The organism is Pseudomonas sp. GW821-FHT07G06 (assembly GCF_058986625.1).
In genome coordinates, this window is sequence record NZ_JBYSVW010000003.1 from 371,356 (window position 1) to 393,161 (window position 21,806).

The 21,806-nt window shown below is 60.5% G+C and carries 20 protein-coding genes; 7 read left to right on the plus strand and 13 right to left on the minus strand.

Annotation, left to right across the window (positions count from 1 at the left end; translation table 11 throughout):
- Positions 1 to 44 precede the first annotated feature (44 nt).
- Positions 45 to 557, plus strand: a complete 513-nt coding sequence (locus AC3WJW_RS08350) for a dihydrofolate reductase (RefSeq protein ID WP_493725706.1) — start codon at positions 45 to 47, stop codon at positions 555 to 557.
- Positions 558 to 673: 116 nt separating this feature from the next.
- Here the strand turns inward: AC3WJW_RS08350 and AC3WJW_RS08355 are convergent, their stop codons facing one another.
- Positions 674 to 2,065, minus strand: coding sequence for an L-cystine transporter (locus AC3WJW_RS08355; RefSeq protein WP_218473245.1), 1,392 nt, complete (start codon positions 2,063 to 2,065; stop codon positions 674 to 676).
- A gap of 242 nt (positions 2,066 to 2,307) precedes the next feature.
- On the opposite strand from AC3WJW_RS08355, the gene AC3WJW_RS08360 reads away from it, so the two are divergent.
- Both AC3WJW_RS08360 and AC3WJW_RS08365 read left to right on the plus strand, forming a co-directional pair.
- Positions 2,308 to 3,363 carry an HAD family hydrolase gene (locus tag AC3WJW_RS08360; protein ID WP_493725707.1) on the plus strand — a complete coding sequence of 352 codons (1,056 nt, stop codon included), beginning with the start codon at positions 2,308 to 2,310 and terminating at the stop codon, positions 3,361 to 3,363.
- Between the two features lie 464 nt (positions 3,364 to 3,827).
- Entirely contained in the window at positions 3,828 to 4,115 is a 288-nt protein-coding gene (locus AC3WJW_RS08365) for a DUF6124 family protein (protein WP_493725708.1), read from the plus strand.
- A gap of 161 nt (positions 4,116 to 4,276) precedes the next feature.
- On the opposite strand, the gene ilvD is transcribed toward AC3WJW_RS08365, so the two are convergent.
- The 3 genes from ilvD to AC3WJW_RS08380 all read right to left on the minus strand — a co-directional run bounded on the left by ilvD (position 4,277) and on the right by AC3WJW_RS08380 (position 8,343).
- Positions 4,277 to 6,118, minus strand: a complete 1,842-nt coding sequence (gene ilvD / locus AC3WJW_RS08370; protein WP_493725709.1) for a dihydroxy-acid dehydratase — start codon at positions 6,116 to 6,118, stop codon at positions 4,277 to 4,279.
- Between the two features lie 365 nt (positions 6,119 to 6,483).
- Positions 6,484 to 6,942, minus strand: coding sequence for an REP-associated tyrosine transposase (locus AC3WJW_RS08375; RefSeq protein WP_493725710.1), 459 nt, complete (start codon positions 6,940 to 6,942; stop codon positions 6,484 to 6,486).
- A 204-nt stretch (positions 6,943 to 7,146) separates the two neighbouring features.
- A complete protein-coding gene (locus AC3WJW_RS08380) occupies positions 7,147 to 8,343 on the minus strand; it encodes a class I SAM-dependent rRNA methyltransferase (protein ID WP_102673476.1) in 1,197 nt (398 codons plus the stop codon).
- 272 nt (positions 8,344 to 8,615) lie between these two features.
- Between AC3WJW_RS08380 and AC3WJW_RS08385 the strand changes: the two genes are divergently transcribed.
- Together AC3WJW_RS08385 and mutM are read left to right on the plus strand one after the other, a co-directional pair.
- On the plus strand, positions 8,616 to 9,485 hold the full coding sequence (locus tag AC3WJW_RS08385) for an HDOD domain-containing protein (RefSeq protein WP_218481150.1): 870 nt from the start codon (positions 8,616 to 8,618) through the stop codon (positions 9,483 to 9,485).
- Between the two features lie 42 nt (positions 9,486 to 9,527).
- Positions 9,528 to 10,340 (plus strand): bifunctional DNA-formamidopyrimidine glycosylase/DNA-(apurinic or apyrimidinic site) lyase, encoded by an 813-nt coding sequence (gene mutM, locus AC3WJW_RS08390; protein WP_493725711.1) that lies wholly within the window; start codon positions 9,528 to 9,530, stop codon positions 10,338 to 10,340.
- Positions 10,341 to 10,417: 77 nt separating this feature from the next.
- Here mutM and AC3WJW_RS08395 read toward each other — a convergent pair whose 3' ends face one another.
- The 5 genes from AC3WJW_RS08395 to AC3WJW_RS08415 all read right to left on the minus strand — a co-directional run bounded on the left by AC3WJW_RS08395 (position 10,418) and on the right by AC3WJW_RS08415 (position 15,178).
- On the minus strand, positions 10,418 to 10,669 hold the full coding sequence (locus AC3WJW_RS08395; protein ID WP_003195146.1) for a YfhL family 4Fe-4S dicluster ferredoxin: 252 nt from the start codon (positions 10,667 to 10,669) through the stop codon (positions 10,418 to 10,420).
- A gap of 180 nt (positions 10,670 to 10,849) precedes the next feature.
- Positions 10,850 to 11,329: a pantetheine-phosphate adenylyltransferase gene (gene coaD, locus AC3WJW_RS08400; protein ID WP_007975368.1), complete on the minus strand. Its 480-nt coding sequence runs from the start codon at positions 11,327 to 11,329 to the stop codon at positions 10,850 to 10,852.
- 115 nt (positions 11,330 to 11,444) lie between these two features.
- Positions 11,445 to 13,040 (minus strand): GMC family oxidoreductase, encoded by a 1,596-nt coding sequence (locus AC3WJW_RS08405; protein WP_493725712.1) that lies wholly within the window; start codon positions 13,038 to 13,040, stop codon positions 11,445 to 11,447.
- A 133-nt stretch (positions 13,041 to 13,173) separates the two neighbouring features.
- Positions 13,174 to 13,719 carry a twin-arginine translocation pathway signal protein gene (locus tag AC3WJW_RS08410; protein WP_493725713.1) on the minus strand — a complete coding sequence of 182 codons (546 nt, stop codon included), beginning with the start codon at positions 13,717 to 13,719 and terminating at the stop codon, positions 13,174 to 13,176.
- A 28-nt stretch (positions 13,720 to 13,747) separates the two neighbouring features.
- A complete protein-coding gene (locus AC3WJW_RS08415) occupies positions 13,748 to 15,178 on the minus strand; it encodes a coniferyl aldehyde dehydrogenase (RefSeq protein WP_493725714.1) in 1,431 nt (476 codons plus the stop codon).
- 145 nt (positions 15,179 to 15,323) lie between these two features.
- On the opposite strand from AC3WJW_RS08415, the gene AC3WJW_RS08420 reads away from it, so the two are divergent.
- On the plus strand, positions 15,324 to 15,995 hold the full coding sequence (locus AC3WJW_RS08420) for a TetR/AcrR family transcriptional regulator (RefSeq protein ID WP_095964222.1): 672 nt from the start codon (positions 15,324 to 15,326) through the stop codon (positions 15,993 to 15,995).
- A 34-nt stretch (positions 15,996 to 16,029) separates the two neighbouring features.
- Entirely contained in the window at positions 16,030 to 16,884 is an 855-nt protein-coding gene (locus tag AC3WJW_RS08425) for a sulfurtransferase (RefSeq protein ID WP_493725715.1), read from the plus strand.
- Between the two features lie 94 nt (positions 16,885 to 16,978).
- Here AC3WJW_RS08425 and AC3WJW_RS08430 read toward each other — a convergent pair whose 3' ends face one another.
- The 4 genes from AC3WJW_RS08430 to AC3WJW_RS08445 form a co-directional block, all read right to left on the minus strand.
- Entirely contained in the window at positions 16,979 to 17,806 is an 828-nt protein-coding gene (locus tag AC3WJW_RS08430; protein WP_493725716.1) for an AraC family ligand binding domain-containing protein, read from the minus strand.
- Between the two features lie 3 nt (positions 17,807 to 17,809).
- Positions 17,810 to 18,802 (minus strand): hydrolase, encoded by a 993-nt coding sequence (locus AC3WJW_RS08435; protein WP_493725717.1) that lies wholly within the window; start codon positions 18,800 to 18,802, stop codon positions 17,810 to 17,812.
- Positions 18,803 to 18,900: 98 nt separating this feature from the next.
- Positions 18,901 to 20,346: a M16 family metallopeptidase gene (locus AC3WJW_RS08440; RefSeq protein WP_493725718.1), complete on the minus strand. Its 1,446-nt coding sequence runs from the start codon at positions 20,344 to 20,346 to the stop codon at positions 18,901 to 18,903.
- Positions 20,339 to 21,685: a M16 family metallopeptidase gene (locus tag AC3WJW_RS08445; protein ID WP_493725719.1), complete on the minus strand. Its 1,347-nt coding sequence runs from the start codon at positions 21,683 to 21,685 to the stop codon at positions 20,339 to 20,341. Before AC3WJW_RS08445 ends, AC3WJW_RS08440 begins: the two co-directional genes overlap by 8 nt.
- Between the last annotated feature and the right edge of the window lie 121 nt (positions 21,686 to 21,806).

Sequence of the window (21,806 nt, forward strand, 5' to 3'; positions counted from 1 at the left end):
GGGGGCACGTTGCGAGATGTTGAGCCTCTGGTATCCTCGCCAGCATGAAAAAAACTCTTACTCTAAGTCTGATCGCAGCTCTCGGTGAAAATCGAGTGATTGGCGTGAATAACAGCATGCCCTGGCACCTGCCGGGGGATTTCAAATACTTCAAAGAAACAACGCTTGGCAAGCCGATCATCATGGGGCGCAAGACTTGGGATTCCTTAGGTCGCCCGTTGCCGGGTCGTCTGAACATCGTTGTCAGCCGTCAAGCGGAACTGCAATTGGAAGGTGCGGAGGTTTATCCGTCGCTGGAAGCTGCGGTAGTTCGAGCTGAAGAGTGGGCTCGTGAGCAATGTGTCGATGAAGTTATGCTGATTGGTGGCGCGCAGTTGTATGCGCAAGGGTTGTCACATGCTGATCGACTGTATCTGACCAGTGTTGCGTTGAGCCCAGAAGGGGATGCGTGGTTCCCAGAGTTCGAATCGAGTCAATGGAAGCTGGTATGGGAGAAATTGAATCTGCCTGAAGATGACAAGCCGGCGTACACATTTGAGGTTTGGGAAAAAGCCTAAAAGCATCGCGAGCAAGCTCGCTCCCACAGTGTTTTGAGGTGAATCACAAATTGTGTGAGCACCACAGATCCCTGTGGGAGCGAGCTTGCTCGCGATAGCGGTCTATCAGACGCTACTCAAGCGTGCGCCAACGCCGAATGCTCATCCGCATCCAGCAGCGCCTTGTCCGTCTGCTGCATCACCTGACTGGTGATCGCCCCGGCCGTCATCGAACCACTCACGTTCAGCGCCGTACGCCCCATATCAATCAGCGGCTCGACCGAAATCAGCAACGCCACCAGTGACACCGGCAAACCCATCGCCGGCAGCACGATCAACGCAGCAAAGGTCGCGCCACCACCGACACCGGCCACACCGGCCGAGCTCAGCGTCACAATCGCCACCAGCGTCGCGATCCACAGCGGGTCCAGCGGGTTGATGCCCACGGTCGGCGCCACCATCACCGCCAACATCGCCGGGTACAGACCGGCACAACCGTTCTGGCCAATGGTCGCGCCGAACGAAGCGGCGAAACTGGCGATGGACTGGGGGATGCCCAGGCGGCTGGTCTGCGCTTCGATGCTCAACGGAATCGTCGCTGCGCTGGAACGGCTGGTGAAGGCAAACGTCAGCACCGGCCAGATCTTGCGGAAGAACCGCAGGGGATTGATCCCGGCGGCCGACACCAGCACGCCATGTACCACGAACATCAGGCCCAGGCCGATGTAGGACACCACCACGAAACTGCCGAGCTTGATGATGTCTTGCAGGTTGGAACCGGCGACCACTTTGGTCATCAGCGCCAGCACGCCGTACGGGGTCAGCTTCATCACCAGGCGCACCAGACGCATTACCCAGGCTTGCAGGGTGTCGATGGCGTTGATCACTTTCTGACCTTTCTCGGCATCATCCTTGAGCAATTGCAGCGCCGCGACACCCAGGAACGCAGCGAAAATCACCACGCTGATGATCGACGTCGGCTTGGCCCGCGCCAGGTCGGCGAAGGGGTTTTGCGGGATGAACGACAGCAGCAGCTGCGGCACATTCAGGTCGGCGACCTTGCCGGCGTAATCGGTCTGGATGGTTTGCAGGCGCGCCATTTCCTGGGTGCCGGCCACCAGGCCTTCGGCAGTCAGGCCGAACAGGTTGGTCAGGCCGATGCCGATCAGCGCGGCGATGGCCGTGGTGAACAGCAGCGTGCCAATGGTCAGGAAGCTGATCTTGCCCAACGACGAGGCGTTGTGCAGACGAGCCACGGCGCTGAGGATCGAGGCGAACACCAGCGGGATCACGATCATTTGCAGCAACTGCACATAGCCGTTACCCACCAGATCGAACCAGCCGATCGAGGTTTTCAGTACCGGGTTGCCGGCACCGTAGACCGTGTGCAACGCCACACCGAACGCCACGCCCAGCACCAGCGCGAGCAGGACTTTTTTCGCCAGGCTCCATGTCGTGTGGCGGGTTTGCGCCAGGCCGAAGAGCAGGGCGAGGAACACCAGCAGATTGAGGATCAGCGGCAGATTCATGAAGACTCCGATAAGACTTGTGCCGGTTGCACCCTTGGGCAACCGCGAACCGGCAAGCCTAACAGCTTGAAAACTAATGAATTAATATCAAAAACGTATGATATCCGTCGTTTTTGGAATAAGCGGATGTCGCTGTCAGAAATGCAGCTGGCGCGAAAGGGACGTGGGCGGTCGCTGACAGATGAGGACTGTCACACTTATTTGTTAGCGTCGATCTCTTTCACATTCAGGGAGAAACGCCAATGAAGTTCGCACCGAAATTACTCGCTGCAGCACTTTGCCTGGGCCTTGCCGGCCAGGTTTTCGCAACGGATCTGAAACACTGGCCAGCCGATCAGGCCAAGGCGCTGGACGCGATGATCGCCGCCAACGCCAACAAGGGTAACTACGCGGTGTTCGACATGGACAACACCAGTTACCGCTACGACCTCGAAGAGTCGTTGCTGCCGTTCATGGAGAACAAGGGCCTGATCACCCGCGACAAGCTCGATCCCTCCCTGAAACTGATTCCGTTCAAGGACAGCGCCGACCACAAGGAAAGCCTGTTCAGCTACTACTACCGCCTCTGCGAACTCGACGACATGGTTTGCTATCCATGGGTCGCCCAGGTCTTCTCCGGCTTTACCCTCAAGGAACTCAAGGGCTATGTCGACGAGATGATGGCGTCCGGCAAGCCGGTGCCGGCGACTTATTACGAAGGCGACGTGGTCAAGAAACTCGACGTCAACCCGCCGAAAATCTTCACCGGCCAGCAAGAGCTGTACAACAAACTGATGGAGAACGGCATCGAGGTCTACGTGATGACCGCCGCCTCCGAAGAACTGGTGCGCATGGTCGCGGCTGATCCGAAGTATGGCTACAACGTCAAGCCGCAGAACGTGATCGGCGTGTCGCTGTTGCTCAAGGACCCGAAGACGGGCGAACTGACCACCGCGCGCAAGCAGATCACTGACGGCAAATATGACGAGAAGGCCAACCTCGGCCTCGAACTGACCCCGTACCTGTGGACCCCGGCAACCTGGATGGCCGGCAAACAGGCGGCGATCCTGACCTACATCGATCAGTGGAAAAAACCGGTACTGGTGGGCGGCGATACCCCGAGCAGCGACGGCTACATGCTGTTCCACAGTGTTGACGTGGCCAAGGGCGGCATCCACCTGTGGGTCAACCGCAAGGACAAGTACATGACCCAGATCCAGGGCATGATGGCCAAGAACGCCGCGGCCCAGGCCAAGGAAGGGTTGACGGTGACTGCCGACAAGAACTGGGTGGTCGTGAAGCCTGAAGAGATTCAATAAGACCGAGTCGCCTCCATCGCGAGCAAGCTCGCTCCCACAAAGATCTCGGGTGAAACACAGACTGTGTGAACACCGAAGATCCCCTGTGGGAGCGAGCTTGCTCGCGATGAGGCCAGTCGGTGCAATGAAAGCCTTTGTCTGATCGACATCTCCTGACAGTCGCAACCTACGCATTCTTGCGTAAGGGACTACGACTACGCCAGAATCCGCCGGCTTGTGCGCCTGATTGGCGGGTTCTATCTTCTGCGCGTCGCTGCCCATCAGCGATCGGGTTTGGTAGCCCGGATTTTCCAGGCGCATGACAACACCTTTGGCAGGTTTTTTCGTCTCTGCTTTTATGGTGGTCATGCGTAGGGCGCTTTCGAGCGCGCCGGCTCCCTGGACCGGTCTACCAACCTGCGTATGGCTGCCACCTTTCGTTTGGTAGCGAAGGTGATGGCTCTCTGCCTCCAGGAGATTCATCAATGCTAAAAATTACTCCCGATCCACCAAACTCCGACAACCTGTCCACCCGCATCAACGCCACCCCGCGCAAACCCAGCCAAACATTCGTCATCGTACCGGGCCTCGACACCGAAACCCTGTTGGCCCACGCCTGCGAATCCCTCGCCTCGGCCAATGTCATGGCCAGCGACTTCGCTGGACTGCTGGAAGGCTCTCAACGCAGCACGATGCTGGGGATTGCGCAGGTCATCATGCTGGGCGAACTGGCGGTGAACCAGGCGCTGGATAACCTCGACCCGCAGGATTAACGCCGGCCCCTTTTGTAGGAGCTGCCGAAGGCTGCGATCTTTTGACGTTGATTGTAAAAAACAGGATCAAAAGATCGCAGCCTTCGGCAGCTCCTACAGGGGATTGGTGGAAACAAAATACCCCGCACTTGGCGGGGTATTTTTTGTTCAGCGATTAAGTATCAAAGCCCGTCAAGCATCGCCTTGTTACGCACAGCACCCTTGTCGGCACTGGTGGCCAGCAGGGCGTAGGCCTTCAGGGCAGTGGTTACTTTACGTGGACGCACTTCCACCGGTTTCCAGCCTTTCTTGTCCTGCTCGACCCGGCGCGCGGTCAACTCGGAGTCGCTGACCAACAGGTTGATCGAGCGGTTCGGAATGTCGATCAGCACCTTGTCGCCGTCCTGCACCAGGCCGATCGCGCCGCCGGCAGCCGCTTCAGGCGAAGCGTGGCCGATGGACAGGCCCGAGGTGCCGCCGGAGAAACGGCCGTCGGTGAGCAGGGCGCAGGCTTTGCCAAGGCCTTTGGATTTCAGGTACGAGGTCGGGTAGAGCATTTCCTGCATGCCCGGGCCGCCTTTCGGACCTTCGTAGCGAATGATGACGATGTCACCTTCCTTCACTTCGTCGGCGAGGATGCCACGCACGGCGCTGTCCTGGCTTTCGAAGATCTTCGCGTTGCCTTCGAAGACGTGGATCGACTCGTCGACGCCAGCGGTTTTCACCACGCAGCCGTCCAGGGCGATGTTGCCGTAGAGCACGGCCAGGCCGCCTTCTTTCGAGTAAGCGTGCTCGACACTGCGGATGCAGCCGTTTTCACGGTCGTCGTCCAGGGTTTCCCAACGGGTCGACTGGCTGAACGCGGTTTGCGTCGGGATGCCCGCCGGACCGGCCTTGAAGAAGTGGTGCACCGCTTCGTCGTCGGTCTGGGTGATATCCCACTTGGCGATGGCTTCTTCCATGCTGCGGCTGTGCACGGTCGGCAGCTGGGTGTGCAGCAGGCCGCCACGGGCCAGCGAGCCGAGGATGCTGAAGATGCCACCGGCGCGGTGCACGTCTTCCATGTGGTACTTCTGGATGTTCGGCGCGACCTTGCACAGTTGCGGCACGTGACGGGACAGGCGGTCGATGTCGCGCAGGTCGAAATCGATCTCGGCTTCCTGGGCAGCGGCCAGCAAGTGCAGGATGGTGTTGGTGGAACCGCCCATGGCGATGTCCAGGGTCATGGCGTTTTCGAAGGCCTGGAAGTTGGCGATGTTGCGCGGCAACACCGACTCGTCGTTCTCGCCGTAGTAACGCTTGCACAGCTCGACGATGGTGCGGCCAGCCTGCAGGAACAGCTGCTCGCGGTCGCTGTGGGTGGCCAGGGTCGAACCGTTGCCCGGCAAGGCCAGGCCCAGTGCTTCAACCAGGCAGTTCATCGAGTTGGCGGTGAACATGCCGGAGCACGAACCGCAGGTCGGGCAGGCGCTGCGCTCGTACTCAGCGACTTTCTCGTCAGAAGCGCTGGAGTCGGCGGCGATCACCATGGCGTCGACCAGGTCGAGGCCGTGGGAGGCGAGTTTGGTCTTGCCGGCTTCCATCGGACCGCCGGAGACGAAGATCACCGGGATGTTCAGGCGCAGGGACGCCATCAGCATGCCGGGGGTGATCTTGTCGCAGTTGGAAATGCACACGATCGCGTCGGCGCAGTGGGCGTTGACCATGTACTCGACGGAGTCGGCGATGATCTCGCGGCTCGGCAGCGAATACAGCATGCCGTCGTGGCCCATGGCGATGCCGTCATCGACCGCGATGGTGTTGAATTCTTTTGCCACGCCACCAGCGCGTTCGATTTCGCGGGCGACCAGTTGCCCCAGGTCCTTGAGGTGCACGTGGCCCGGTACGAACTGGGTGAACGAGTTGGCAATGGCGATGATCGGCTTCTTGAAGTCGTCATCTTTCATCCCCGTGGCGCGCCACAGTGCGCGGGCGCCGGCCATGTTGCGGCCGTGGGTGGATGTTTTCGAGCGGTAATCAGGCATGAAGCACTCCGGGCGGCTAATCAGGTATCAAAAGGGAAGTGAGCTTCTATTGACGTCTGGAACACTCAGAAATGGCCGCGTGTCCGGAAGTTGCCGATAACTTTGCGGGATCGCCGCGCGCTTCAGCTTGAGCTCATAAACCCGCCGGGGATGACTGGCGATGAATGTTCGCGATTCTACACGGCTGGCGGCTGGAGGGAATGCCTGCAAACCTGGAGGTAGCATTCACAAGACGTGCGGGCACTCCCATTTCCTGTAGGAGCGAGCCTGCTCGCGATAAACCTGAGGACGCCGCGGGGTACCAGGTTCCCCGCGTTATCGTTGACGACCATCGCGAGCAGGCTCGCTCCTACAGTATTTGTGCGTCAGAGCCAGATGGCGTCCCAGAGTGGGTAGCCGCCGATATGGTCGACGAGGCCTGCGCGTAGGGGGTTGGCGATGATGTATCGGGCGATGGCTTTCAGATCTTCCTCGCGACGCAGGGCTCGGTCGAAGTAGCCCTTTTGCCATACAGGAGCATGTAGATCCCGTTGCTGATTGATGAGGCGTGTGCAGCGAGATTTGGTGGCTTGCACCAGTTTCGGTAAATCACCGTTGTGCAATTCAATCAGCCAGTGGAAGTGATCCGGCATGACTACCCAGGCTATAGACGTGGCATGGCCGGCTTCCTGAGCCCTTCTGAACTCATGCACCAAAAAGCGGCCAGTGCGCCAATCCTGGAAGAATGGTTGTCGTTCATGGGTGACAGCGGTCAGGTGATAGATGCGACCGGATTGCGAGTGCCGACCTGTGCGTAATCGATGGGCTTTCGGCGTGTTGGACATTCCGTTGTCCTCTTCGGTGATGGGAAGAGAAAACGGTAGGCGTGGTGTGGGAAGTTGTCGCGTCGGCAGTGGATCAGGATGTGTCCTGCACCTGTAGGAGCGAGCCTGCTCGCGATGAATTCAAAGACGCCGCGGGGTATCAGGTTCCCCTCGTTATCGTTGACGACCATCGCGAGCAAGCTCGCTCCTACATTGGTTTGCGTTTTAGCTGTTTGGCAGCAACCGGCAGGTAATGCTCTTGATGTAACGGGTTTCCGCAATCGCCGGGTGCACCGGATGATCTGGCCCCTGGCCGCCGCGTTCCAGCATCTGGATATTGCGGTCCAGGTGGCGGGCGCTGGTGAGCAGGATGTTCTGCAGGTCGTCTTCCGGCAGGTGCATCGAGCACGATGCGCTGACCAGGATGCCGTCCTTGGTGAGCAGGCGCATGGCTTGCTCGTTCAGGCGACGGTAGGCGCCTTCGCCGTTTTTCATGTCTTTCTTGCGTTTGATGAACGCCGGCGGGTCGGCCACGATCACGTCGAAGCGTTCTTCGCTGGCCTTCAGTTCTTTGAGGGCTTCGAACACGTCGCCTTCGATGCAGGTCATCTTGTCGGCGAAGCCGTTCAGCGCGGCGTTGCGCTCAACGCCGTCGAGGGCGAAGGCCGAAGCGTCGACGCAGAACACTTCGCTGGCGCCGAACGCGGCAGCCTGCACGCCCCAGCCGCCGATGTAGCTGTACAGGTCCAGCACGCGTTTGCCTTTGGCGTACGGCGCCAGGCGGGCGCGGTTCATGCGGTGGTCGTAGAACCAGCCGGTTTTCTGGCCCTGGATGACCGGCGCTTCGAATTTCACGCCGTTCTCTTCCAGTGCGACCCACTCCGGCACCAGGCCGAACACGGTTTCGACGTAGCGGGTGAGGCCTTCGGCGTCACGGGCGGCGGAGTCGTTCTTGAACAGGATGCCGCTCGGCTTGAGCACTTGGGTCAGTGCCGCGATCACGTCGTCTTTATGGGCTTCCATGGTCGCCGAGGCGATCTGCACCACCAGGATGTCGCCGAAACGGTCAACCACCAGGCCTGGCAGCAGGTCGGAGTCGCCGTAGACCAGGCGATAGAACGGCTTGTCGAACAGGCGCTCGCGCAGGGACAGGGCCACGTTCAGGCGGTGCACCAGCAGCGATTTGTCCAGCGGCAGCTTGATGTCGCGCGACAGCACACGGGCGCAGATCAGGTTGTTCGGGCTCATGGCAACGATGCCCAGCGGCTTGCCGCCGGCGGCTTCGAGGATCGCCTGGTCGCCGGCCTTGAAACCGTGCAAAGGCGTAGCGGCTACATCGATTTCGTTGCTGTAGACCCACAAGTGACCGTTGCGCAGACGACGGTCGGCGTTGGCTTTGAGGCGCAGGCTAGGCAGGGACATGTCGTCGCTCCGGAAAAAAGAGCGGGAGTATAGCGTGTTGAGCCCCCGGATTGGCCTGCAAGTGGACATGTGGCGAGGGGGCTTGCCCCCGTTGGGTCGCGAAGCGGCCCTGAAATCTGCAACTACGGTATATCAGACACATCCCATTCGCCTGCTTGGCGGCTGCTGCGCAACCGAACGGGGGCAAGCCCCCTCGCCACAGAGTGCGATTTGGTATGTCGGATCCAACTTCATAAAGGTTAGAATCGCCGTCTGACCCAGAGTGTGTACCTATGTCCCAAGAGCTGACTTCCGAACAGATCCAACACGCCCTGCAGGGCATCAGCGTACCGGCCCAGCCGCAGATCATGGTGGATTTGCAGATGGAGCAGTACATGCCCGACCCGGATCTGGAAGTCATTGCCAAGCTGATATCCCAGGATCCGGGTCTTTCCGGTTCCCTGCTGAAGATCGTCAATTCGCCGTACTACGGGCTGAGCAACAAGATTGCCTCGATCCAGCGCGCGGTCAATCTGCTGGGCAGCCGCTCGGTCATCAACCTGATCAATGCGCAGTCGATCAAGGGCGAGATGAATGACGACACCATTGTCACCCTGAACCGTTTCTGGGACACCGCTCAGGACGTGGCCATGACCTGCCTGACCCTGGCCAAGCGCATCGGCGTTGAAAATGGCGACGAAGCCTATGCCCTGGGCCTGTTCCACGACTGCGGCGTGCCCTTGATGCTCCAGCGTTTCCCCGACTACATGGGGGTTCTGGAGCAGGCCTATGCCAACGCCAGCGCCGAATGCCGGGTGGTGGACACGGAGAATCAGGTGTTCAATACCAATCACTCGGTGGTCGGTTATTACACCGCCAAGTCCTGGCGTCTGCCGGAACACGTGAGCGCGGCGATCGCCAATCACCACAATGCGTTGGCAGTGTTCAGCGATGAGACTTCGCGCAACAGTTCGTTGAAGAACCTGTTGGCGATCCTGAAAATGGCCGAGCACATTTGCGCGTCGCATCGGGTGCTGGGCAATCAGGCCGAAGATCACGAGTGGAACAGCATCGCGCCGCTGGTGCTCGATTATGTCGGTCTCTCGGACTACGACTTCGAGACCCTCAAGCAGACAATCCGCGACCTCGGCACTCATCGCTGAGTGTCGGACCTTTCCAGGCCATGCGCCTGATCCGAGAGCACCATGCCTGAATTGCCAGAAGTCGAAACCACCCGTCGCGGCATCGCGCCGTACCTGGAAGGCCAGCGCGTCAGCCGGGTGATCGTGCGTGATCGCCGTCTGCGCTGGCCGATCCCGGAGGACCTCGATGTGCGCCTGTCCGGCCAGCGTATCGTATTGGTGGAGCGGCGCGCCAAGTACCTGCTGATCAACGCCGAAGTCGGCACCTTGATCAGCCATTTGGGCATGTCAGGCAACTTGCGTCTGGTGGAGGCCGGGTTGCCGGCGGCCAAGCATGAGCATGTGGACATCGAACTGGAGTCGGGCCTGGCCCTGCGTTACACCGATCCGCGGCGCTTTGGCGCCATGCTCTGGAGCCTCGATCCGTTCAATCACGAATTGCTGATTCGCCTGGGGCCGGAACCGCTGACCGACCTGTTCGACGGCGAACGCCTGTTCCAGCAGTCCCGTGGCCGTTCGATGGCGGTCAAGCCGTTCATCATGGATAACGCGGTGGTGGTGGGCGTCGGCAATATCTATGCGACCGAAGCGTTGTTCGCCGCTGGAATCGACCCGCGCCGCGAAGCCAAGAGCATTTCCCGTGCGCGGTATTTGAAACTGGCCATCGAGATCAAGCGCATCCTGGCGGCTGCCATTGAGCGCGGCGGTACTACGCTGCGGGACTTTATCGGTGGTGACGGTCAGCCTGGTTATTTCCAGCAGGAACTGTTCGTGTACGGCCGTGGCGGCGAACACTGCAAGGTCTGTGGCACGGGGCTGCGGGAAGTGAAGCTGGGGCAGCGTGCCAGCGTTTTTTGCCCGCGCTGTCAGAGCTGAAAGTCAAAAGATCGCAGCCTTCGGCAGCTCCTACAGGGGCATGTAGGAGCTGCCGAAGGCTGCGATCTTTTGGGGCGTCAAGCCTTGCCGGTAATCTTGCGGTACTTCTCCATCAACTGTTCTTCAGTCTCCGGATGGGCTTCGTCCAGTGGAATGCAATCCACCGGGCAGACCTGCTGGCACTGCGGTTCGTCGTAGTGGCCGACACACTGGGTGCACAGGTTCGGGTCGATCACGTAGATCTCTTCGCCCTGGGAAATGGCGGCGTTCGGGCACTCGGGTTCGCAGACGTCGCAGTTGATGCAATCGTCGGTGATGATCAGGGACATGCTAACTCCAGCCGGGGCGGCAGGCCCGGGCGCAATAAACCAATGCGTACAATTGTGCCGCATTGGCGCTGTGGGAGCGAGCCCGCTCGCGAAAAACCATCTGACACCGCGGTCTATCCGGTTTTACGCGTCAACGTTTACGTCCATCGCGAGCAGGCTCGCTCCTACAGTATTGCGGGGTTATTTCTTGAAGCGCTCGGTCAGGGCGTCCGCCACCGCAGGGTGTACGAACTTGGTGATATCGCCACCCAAGGCCGCAATTTCACGGACCAGCGTCGAGGAGATGAACGAATACCGCTCGGACGGGGTCAGGAACAGGCTTTCCACATCCGGCGCCAGTTGGCGGTTCATGTTGGCCAGCTGGAATTCGTATTCGAAGTCCGACACCGCGCGCAAACCACGCAGGAACACGTTGGCATTCTGCTCTTTGGCGAAATGCGCCAGCAGCGTCGAGAAACCGACGACTTCTACGTTCGGCAGATGTTTAGTGACCTCGCGCGCCAGTTCCACCCGTTGTTCCAGTGGAAACAGCGGGTTTTTCTTCGGGCTGGCGGCGACGGCGATGATCACGTGATCGAACAGGCGCGAGGCGCGTTCGACCAGATCGCCATGGCCCTTGGTAATAGGGTCGAAGGTACCTGGGTACAACACTCGGTTCATCGCGTCGTCCTGGCGGGAATCCGTTGGGGAGTCGGATGGTATCGCAGCCTTCTCGGTCGGCCAAGTCGCCTGTTGGGTAAGAAAGCACTATAGACGATGGGAATAATCGTCATTTTCATGGGTTTTTTAAACGCTCGGCCAGGGAAGTCGCCAGTTGTGCCGTCAGTCCGTAGACCGACAATTGCGGATTGGCGCCAATGCTGGTGGGGAACAGCGAGCCGTCGTGGATCGACAGATTGGCCAACTGATGGTGCCGGCCAAGGCTGTCGGTCACTGCGTTTGTCGGGTCTTCACCCATGGCGCAGCCGCCCATCACATGGGCACTGCCCAGGCGCGTGCGGTACAACTCCAGGCTCAGGCCATCGATCAGCGTACGGGCTTCGGCAAGGGTCTTCACGTAACGGGCGTCGGCGTGCATCGGCATCACGGCCCTGGCGCCACCGGCAAACTGGATCTCGGCCATGCTGTGGAATGCCCGGCGCAAGCCATCCCAGGCGTACGGTGAAAGCTGGTAATCCAGCACCGGCGTGTCGTCGCTGCGCAATTCGACGCTGCCACCGGGGCTGTCCGGGTGAAAGCCGTCCCGCAGCAACGCCAGCATGGCGTGGGTATGGGGCAGATTGGCCATGTGTTGCGAATTCTCCTGACCGAAACCGCCCAGCAAGGTGGCGGCCAGCGCCGGATGCAATGGCGGAACCTCCAGTTTGAAGGACATCTTGCCCGTGGTGCCGTCCTGCCACTGGAAATGGTCGGAATAGATCGACTGCGGCGCGCCGTAGAACGGGTTGACGACTTCGTCGAACAACGCGGCGGACATGTTCACCGGGTGCAGGAACGTACGTTTGCCCAGGCGCTTGTGCGGGTCGGGTGCCCCGGAACGCATCAGCAAGGCCGGGCTGTTGATGCCGCCACCGGCCAGCACGAAATGCCGCGCCTTGACCGTGATGGTGCGCCCGGTCGGTGCGACGCAGCGTTCATCCATCGCCGAACAGTGCAGGCCGGTGATCTTGTCGCCGCTGATCATGAGTTTTTCGGCGCGGGCCAGGTAAAGCAGTTCGCCGCCTTTTTCCAGGGTCGCCGGAATGGTGGTGACCATCATCGATTGCTTGGCATTGGTCGGGCAGCCCATGCCGCAGTAGCCGAGGTTCCAGCAGCCGCGAACGTTACGCGGGATGACATGCCAGCTGTAACCCAGTTCCTGGCAGCCCTTGCGGATCACATCGTTGTTGGCGTTGGGTGGCACCATCCACGGCGCGACGCCCAGGCGCTGCTCCATTTTCTCGAACCACGGCGCCATGTCCGCCGGGCTGTGACCCTTGACGTTGTGCTCTTTGGCCCAGTGTTCCAGGGTCGGCTCCGGGGTGCGGAAACTGGAGGTCCAGTTGATCAGCGTGGTGCCGCCCACCGCCCGGCCCTGGAGGATGGTGATTGCGCCATCCTTGCTCATGCGGCCGATGCCTTCCTGATAGAGGCTGCTGTAGGCCTGGTCTTCAAGCAGCTTGAAGTCGCTGCTGGTCTTGAGCGGGCCTTCCTCGATCAGCAGCACTTTGTAACCGGCCGCGCTGAGGATTTCGGCGGTGGTGCCGCCGCCGGCACCGCTGCCGATGATCGCCACGTCTGCTTCGAGTGTCAGGTCCTGGGTCAGTTGTGAGCCGTTGTAGGTTTTCCAGCCTCGGGCCATGCCTTCGCGAAACGGATCGGGTACGGGCATCTTCGGGTTCTCTTTTTATTGTGGTTCAGGTGCTGTGGTGATAAGGACTGACGCCTTCGCGAGCAAGCCCGCTCCCACAGGGGCACGCGGTCAATGTGGGAGCGGGCTTGCCCGCGAAGGGGGCGACTCGGTCTCAGACAGTGGGCGGCCCGGGATACCCGCAATGCGCCCACGATTCCTTGCGGCCGTACCAGGCCATCATCACCAGTTGCAGCAAAGAGCTGTGGCCCATGCGCAACAGGCTCAACGAGCTGTTTTCCCAACGATCGAGGAAGTGCCGGATATCGTCGGCGCTGGCGTTTTCCCAGCTGCCCCAGATTCCGGTCAACGGTCCGCGGGTGACGGCCATGCCCAGCACATCGAACAGTTGCCGGGTCAGTTTGAGCATTTCCGGCGACAGATGCGCGAGGTTGTAATCCAGGCTTTTAAGCGTGCCTTCGACAGCCTCGGGCATCCGTTCGGAGGTCACGGCGCCATCGAGCATGACCGGAATCAACGCTCGCAAGAACAGGAGGTCGCCGCTGCGCAGCGTGACGAAGCCACTGGCAGGGACGCTCGCCGAACAGCCGCTGAGGCTGGCGCCCAACCCGGCAGTGGCGAGAAAGGCGCTGGCGCCGAGACTGAATTTAAGCAACCCGCGCCGTGACAGCGCGGGTGTATCGGACAGACTGGGATTCATTCTTGTTATTTCCCGGCGGTGATGATCGTTAGCGGATGAACAGCTTCTGGATCAGCTTCTGGATCGATTTGCCATACGGCGGGTAAATCAGTTTCGCCGCGTTGAACCGCTGTTTGATCAAGACACCCTTGGCCTTGCTGAAGGTCAGGAAGCCTTCATGGCCATGGTAGTGACCCATGCCCGAGGCACCGATGCCGCCGAACGGCATGTCGTCCTGGGCGACGTGCAGCAGCGTGTCGTTCAGGCACACGCCGCCGGAGTGGGTTTCGTGCAGCACGCGCTGTTGTTCGCGCTTGTCGTAGCCGAAGTAGTACAGCGCCAGTGGGCGCGGGCGTTGATTGATGTAGGCAAACGCCTGGTCCAGATCCTTGTACGGCACGATCGGCAGCAGCGGCCCGAAGATTTCGTCCTGCATCACCGTCATCTCGTCGGTGACATTGAGCAGCAGGCTATGGCTCATGCGGCGGCCCTGGCCCTGGTCGAACAGCGGCATCAGCAGCGCACCCTTGCTGGTGGCGTCGCTGATATAGCCGTTGAGGCGCGCCAGTTGTCGCTCATTGATGATCGCGGTGTAGTCCGGGTTGTCGGCCAGCGTCGGATAAAACCCGCGGACGGCAGAACGATAGGCTTCGACGAAACCTCCCACGCGATCCTCCGGAACCAGCACATAGTCCGGGGCCACGCAGGTCTGGCCGGCGTTCAGGGTTTTACCGAAGGCGATGCGCTCGGCGGCGTCCTTGAGCGGGACATCGTGGGAAACGATGGCCGGGGACTTGCCGCCCAGCTCAAGGGTCACCGGGGTCAGGTTTTCCGCAGCGGCGCGCATCACGTGTTTACCGATGCTGGTGGCGCCGGTGAACAGCAGGTGATCGAACGGCAGACGTGAAAACGCCACGCCAATGTCTGCCTCGCCAAGGACCACGCACACAAGGTCTTCGGGGAAGATGCGCGCCAGCAGTTGTTTCATCAGCAGACCGGTCGCGGGGGTCGACTCACTGAGCTTGAGCATCACCCGGTTGCCCGCCGACAGCGCGCCGACCAACGGACCGACGGCCAGGTACAGCGGGTAGTTCCACGGCACGATGACCCCGACCACGCCCAGCGGTTGGTAAACGACTTTGGCAGAGGCGGGCTGGAAAGCAACACCGACCTTGCGCCGCGAAGCTCGCATCCAGCCCTTGAGGTGTTTGCTGGCGTAATGGATGCCGTGCAGGCTGGGCATCAGTTCGGCGACCAGGGTTTCATCGGCGCTGCGATGGCTGAAGTCCTGGCTGATCGCATCGATCAAGGCCTGGCGTTCGCTGTTCAATAAATCCTTCAGGGCCTTGAGCCATTGCTGGCGCTGCGCGGCGGGCGGCATCGGGTTGGCGGCGTAGGCGGCACGCTGAGCGTCGAACAGGGCCTGAAGCTCTTCCAGCGGCTGCTGTAGGTTTTGCAGGTAGGAAATATCAGCAGTCATGGTCGGCTCCAGATTTGTTTTAATAAGGCACTTTTTAGAGTCTATGCTCTAAAAAGTCAAATGACATCCTGGAACAGCTTTGTTTTATCCGCTCGCGGATAGATCTAAGATGCCCGTCAACGCACTCTGAATTAAAGCTCAAGCCATGGCCCCACGGATCAAAACCAGCGAGCGCATCGTGCAGAACAGCCTGGAGCTGTTCAACCAGCAGGGCGAGCGCAGCATCAGTACCAACCACATTGCTGCCCATATGGAAATTTCCCCGGGCAACCTGTACTACCACTTCCCTAACAAGCAGGCGATCATCGCCGTGCTGTTCAGCGAGTACGAAAGCCTGGTGGACAGCTTCCTGCGCCCGCCCCAGGGCCGTGCCGCCACGGTGGAAGACAAACGCTTCTACCTCAAGGAGCTGCTGTCGGCGATGTGGCGCTACCGTTTTCTGCATCGCGATCTCGAACATTTGCTCGACAGCGACCCCGAGCTGGCCGACCGCTATCGACGTTTTTCCCAGCGCTGTCTGATCCAGGGTGGGGCGATCTATGAAGGTTTTGTCGCCGCTGGCATTTTGCAAATGGACAAGGTGCAGATCGAATCCCTGACCCTCAATGCCTGGATCATCCTCACGTCCTGGGTGCGCTTCCTGTGCACCACGCGGGAGAACTCCAGCCACTTGAGCGAACAGGCCATTAAACGCGGGGTTTATCAGGTGCTGGTGCTGGAAGCCGGGTTCGTCACGGATCAGTCCCGCGATGCGGTCAAGGCCTTGTTCGAAGAGTTTTACGTGCCCCTGGCCCAGGCGCTCGAGGAAGTGTCGTAGGATCGACGTCTGATAAAAATCACAGGAGCCCGTTATGCCCATTGCGCAACTGATCAGCCCGCAAGTACTGGACCTGAAAAAGAACCAGCCGGGGCTGGTGATTCTGGATTGTCGTTTTGCCCTTGAAGACCCGGATTACGGTCAGCGCAGCTATGCCGAAGGGCACATCGCCGGTTCGAGCTACGCCGACCTCGAGCGAGATCTGAGCGGCGCGGTGGTCAAGGGCGTGACCGGGCGCCATCCGCTGCCCGAGCCGGCGCAGCTGATCGAGCGCCTGCAGGCCTGGGGCATCAACGCCGATAGTGAAGTGGTTCTGTACGACGACGGTCCGGGGGCCTATGCGGCGCGGGCCTGGTGGTTGCTGGCGTGGTTGGGCAAACGCGACGGTGTATTTGTCCTCGATGGTGGTCTCAAGGCCTGGCACGCGGCCGGTTTGCCGCTGAGCCTGGATGCGCCGGCGATCACTCGTGGTTCCTTCACGGGCAGTCCTGACACGGCGTTGCTGATCAGTGCCGAGCAATTGCAAAAGCGCCTCTCCCGGCCGGAACTGACCCTGCTCGATGCCCGCGCACTGCCGCGTTTCAAGGGTGAAGTGGAGCCGATCGATCCGATTGCCGGGCACATTCCTGGCGCTCAATGTGCGGCGTTTACCGACAACCTGGGCAGTGACGGGCGTTTTCTGCCAGCCGATCAGCTCAAGCAGCGCTTTGCCGCAAAACTGGGCGATCGTTCGCCGAAGGATCTGGTGGCGTACTGCGGTTCCGGCGTGACGGCGTGCCACAACCTGTTTGCGTTGTGTCTGGCCGGTTATCCGTTGGGTTCGTTGTATGCCGGGTCGTGGAGTGAGTGGATCAACGAGCCTGCGCGGGGAATTGCCACGGGCGAGTGAGGCAAAAGCAAGATCAAAAGATCGCAGCCTTCGGCAGCTCCTACAGATGTACTCGTACCATGTAGGAGCTGCCGAAGGCTGCGATCTTTTTGTTTTAAAGCCGAGCTGTGCGATACGCCCCCGGTCCAACCCCATACACCTGCTTGAACTGCCGACTCAGGTGGCTCTGGTCGGCAAACCCCAGTTGCATGGCGACTTCCAGCGGCAGACAGCCACTCTGCAGCAATGTCCGCGCCCGGGCGATGCGCTGTTGCATCAGCCAGGTGTGCGGCGGCATGCCGGTGGCCCGGCGGAATACCCGGGCGAAATGGAAGGGCGAGAGGTTGACCGCCGCCGCCAGCGTCTCCAGTGAGGGCGGCGCTGCCAGTTGCGCGTGCAGCAATTCCTTGGCCAGGCTCACGGCCCGGTGTTCCTTGCCGGGTTTACCGGCCTCGGGCACCGCCGCGTGACGCTGCAACAGCGACAGCACCAGTTCGCGCCAGACTGTTTGTTGCTGCAAGGCGGTGGCAGGGCTTTCCAGCAAGCGATGGAGTTGGCAGAAGCCGTTCACCAGATCCTGGTCGCGATACAGTGTGGCGCCGAAGGACGGCAGGTGGTGGGTCGGCAGTTCGAGTTCGGCCAGCAGCGAGGTTATCTGCCCGCTGTCCGGATAAAACGCCCGGTAAAGCCAGCCATCCTCGGTGCCTTTGTGGCCGGTGTGCAATTCATCGGGGTTGATCAGCACCAGCGTGCCGCTGCCCGCGAGGTGTTCGGCACCGCGATAGCGATAACGCTGGGCGCCGGCCATGATCATGCCGATCACATAGCCGTCATGCACATGCGGGGCGAAACGATGATCGATGTAGCGGGCGGACAATAACTCGACCCCGGCCAGGGGCGGGGTTTGCCAGAAGTGGATTGACTCGCCCTGTTCAGCGTCCATGATTCAAGCGCGCCCTGCGGCGGCCAGCCACGCGGGGATGCGCCGTTCAAGGTAGTAACCCGGTTGCCTGAGCGTGCCGTCGACGAAGCCGACATGCCCGCCCTTGGCTTGCAGCTCGAATTGCGTGGATGCGGACAACTCATCGGCGTGCGGCAGGCTGTGGGGAAACACGAAGGGATCGTCGGCGGCCTGAATCATCAAGGTCGGTGTACGAATCTCGCCGAGGAAGTAGCGGCTCGAGGCGCGGCGATAATAGTCCTCGGCATCGACAAAACCGTTCAGCGGTGCGGTAACCCGGCCATCGAAATCCCAGAACGTACGCATGTTTTCCAGCGAGCCGAGCGCAGCCAATGCGGCCAGTCCATCCTCGCGCCCGTCGTGCTGGAACTGTCGCTGTTTGTTCTTGATGTAGGCGACCATCTCGCGCATGAAATGTGCCTGGTAAACCTTGGAGAAACCCTGGCCGATGCGGTCGGCGCACTGGTCCAGGCGGAACGGCACCGATACCGCCACGGCAGCCGTCACGCCGCTGTCGCTGCCGGTTTCGCCCAGGTGCTTGAGCAGGACATTGCCCCCCAGGGAGTAACCCACCGCATACAGGGGGGCGAGAGGTCGTTTGGCCCGCAAGTGTTTGATCGCTTCGGCCAGGTCTTCACTGGCACCGGAATGGTAACTGCGTGGCAGCAGATTGGGTTCGCCCGAGCAACCGCGCCAGTTCAGCGCGACGCTGGCCCAGCCCCGGTGACCCAGGGCTTTTTGCAGGCCAGCGACATAAGGTGAATTCGAGGACCCGGTAAGCCCGTGCAGTACCAGCACCAAAGGCGCGTCGGCGCTGTGCGGACCGTGCCAGTCCAGATCGAGAAAGTCGCCATCTTCAAGCCACAGGCGTTCGCGTTCGCGGCCGATGTGCACGGTTTTACGCCACAGCGGCCCCCACAAGGTTTGCAAGTGCGGATTGCCGAGGCCGAAGGCTGGGGTGAACGGTGATTGGGCCATTGCGGGGTGCGGGTGCACAGCGATTCTCGGAGAAAGTGCTCATGGGGCTGCCCGAAGGCGCGGCGGGACAGTGCCGCGACCGCGTCCTCGGGGGGTAACTAACTTGCCACAATCTCGTCAGGTGCGCGACACATGGCGTTGGTTGCGCTTTCGGTTGGAGCGGGTAGCGGTTGTTGATCTGCCTTCGGCCCCAGAATGACAACGCGCCATTGGTCGGCGTGGTAATGCCGGTTGAGCGCGGTTTTGATGGATGCGAGGCTCAGCTTCAAGGCGGCTTGCGTGGAGAAGTCGAGGTCCAGCGGCAGATTGTTGGCACTGATGGCGTACAACTGGCTCAGAATCTGCGCATTGGTAGCGCTTTTCAACGGTGCGCTACCGGCCAGTTGCTGCTGGCTGTCGTCAAGCTCCTCTTGGGTCGGCCCTTGGGCGAGGAAGTCGCTGAACATCGTCTTGATATGGGCCAGCACGGCATCGACCTGCTCCGGTGGGGTCTGCAATTTAATGGTCAGCAACCCTTGTGCCTGAAGGGCTGAGAGATCGGCTTCAACGTGGTAGGTCAGGCCTCGGCGTTGACGGAGTTCATTGCTCAGTCGGTTGGTGAAAACCCGCATGGCCATCTGCAGCGCGTCGTAGTCCGGACTGCTGCGCAGGACACTTGGCTGGGCAAGGCGCAGGTAAGCCTGGGCCGATGGTCGCTCAACGCGCAGTAGACCCGGGGCCGTTGGACTTGTCACTGGCTGGATAGCGGCAGTGGCCGGCCCCAGGGGCAAGGCTGCGGATATCTGCGCACCGATGCGCTGGGCTTCTTCCTCGGTGAGGTCGCCGACCAGTGTGATCTGGGCATTGCCTGCGGCATAAGCCTCGCGATGAAAGTCTTGCGCCTGAGTGCGGGTGATGGAGGCAAGCCCGGCCCGGGTTCCGTAGAGGGACTGAGCGTAGCCGTGGTCGAGGAACATCTGGCCGAGATTGGCTTCTCGGGCTTGAGCGGCATGGGACTGATCCTCGAGGTCCAGAAAGTACTGCAGTTGGGATTTCACCGCAGGCAGGGATGCCTCCGGCAACAGCGGCTTGCCGAGTACCTGGGCAAACAGTTCCAGGGCTGGAGTGCGCCGTGTTTCGTCACTCAGGCTGCGCAGGGAAAACCAGGTCCGGTCCTTACCGATACCCATGTCCATCCTTGCACCCAGATTATCGAACGTCGCCTGTATGGCATTGACGTCCTTGCCAGCCACGCCCTCATTCAAAAGGCTTAAGGTCACCGCTGCCAGGCCGGGTTGATGGGGGGTGTGGGCACTGCCGGCAGCAAAGCTCACCAAGGCATCAAACATCGGCAGGCCAGGGGTGCGGATGAACAGGATCTTCGTTTCACCGAGAGTTTTGTAGCCCTTGATCGACAGCGTGCGGTGGATAGCCGGAGTCTGTGGTTCATTGAGTGATTGCAGCCCTGGCTTCTGGGGTGCCGTGGTTGCAGCGGCATGGGCCTGAGTACTCAACAGCATGCCCGCCATGATCAATCCGTTGATGAGGCCTTTGAGCTTATCCATTGTTTTTCTCCGGCAAAATCTTCGCGGTACTCAGGCGCTCACGCGTCAGGTAAGTGATTGCGGCGTGTTGAATGTCCTTGGGGGTGACCTGGCTCAGCTCATCCGTATCCTGATCGGCCAACCGCCAGTCGAGGCCGATGCTTTCCAGCAAGCCAAGGGCACTGGCCTGCGCTTCCAGGTCGTCCTGTGCATAGACCGTGTCGGCGATCAGGATGTTTTTCGCGCGCTCCAGTTCTGCCGGTTCCGGTGCCTTGCTTTTCAGTGAATCGATCACTTGCCAGACACGGGCGAGGGCTTCGTCAGGGTCGTTGAGCTTGTCCGGGTTGAGCTGTGTGCTGATGGTGAGCAACGAATCGCCACGATTGAAGGCGTCGTACTCTGCCTGGACTTCGGTAAACATCGCCTCGCTCAGTTGCAGTTGCTGTTTGATCCGCGCGCTGTTGGACCCGGCCAGTAACGTATTGAGCAGGCGCAAGGCATGAGCGCTCCGGCGATTTTCAGCTGTGGCCAGGCTGGGTGTGTTGAAACTCATGATGAGGCGCGGGGACGATATCGGTGCATGCAGGGTCAATGACCGCTCGCCGGCATTAGCCAACTCAATGGGGGCGGGAGTCATGGGTGTCGCACGCCGCTGCAGGTGGCCGAAGTACTGCTGTGCCAGCGCCTTGATCCGCTCAGGCGCAACATCGCCAACGACCACCAGCGTGGCATTCCCCGGCGCATACCAGGCCTGATACCACTGCTGCAATTGAACGGCGTTCATTCGTTGCAGGTCGTGCATCCAGCCAATCGTCGAGGTGCGGTAGCCGCTGGTCGGGTAGGCGATGCTGTTCAGTCGTTCGTGAGCTGACGCGGTGATTTCATCATCAACGTGCATCCTCCGCTCTTCCTGAATGACCTTGAGTTCCGGTGCGAAGTCCTGTGCATCCAGCTCGGCGGTGCTCATCAGGTCGGCCAGTATTTCGAAAGCGACGCCTGTCCGGGCGGAAGGCAGAGTCTGGTAAAAGGTTGTGTAGTCAGTGTCCGTCAAAGCGTTTTCACGGGCGCCAAGTTTATCCAGAATCGCCGCGAACTCTCCGGCGCAGGCTTTGCTGCTGCCCTTGTACACCATGTGTTCGAGGGCGTGGGACAGGCCCGACTGGCCGGGCGGTTCGTAGCTTGAGCCGACCTTGATCCAGAGTTGGACGGTGACGATGGGGGACCGGTGGTCCTCGCGCACGACGACCTTGAGACCGTTATCCAGCAAGAAGTCTTGTGTTGCAGGGGGTGATGCCGCGGCAGCCATGAGCGGCAACCAGGCGATAAGGGACAGCACCAGCGTGCTGCAGGAGATGTTCATCCGTGTACATCCTCAGTGGTTTGCAGGTATTTGCGCAAACCACTGTGGATCATCTGGAAAGGTGTCAGGCGGTAACTATGTAGTGCACTCCCCAATCGACTCGGTAGCCGTCATCTCAACG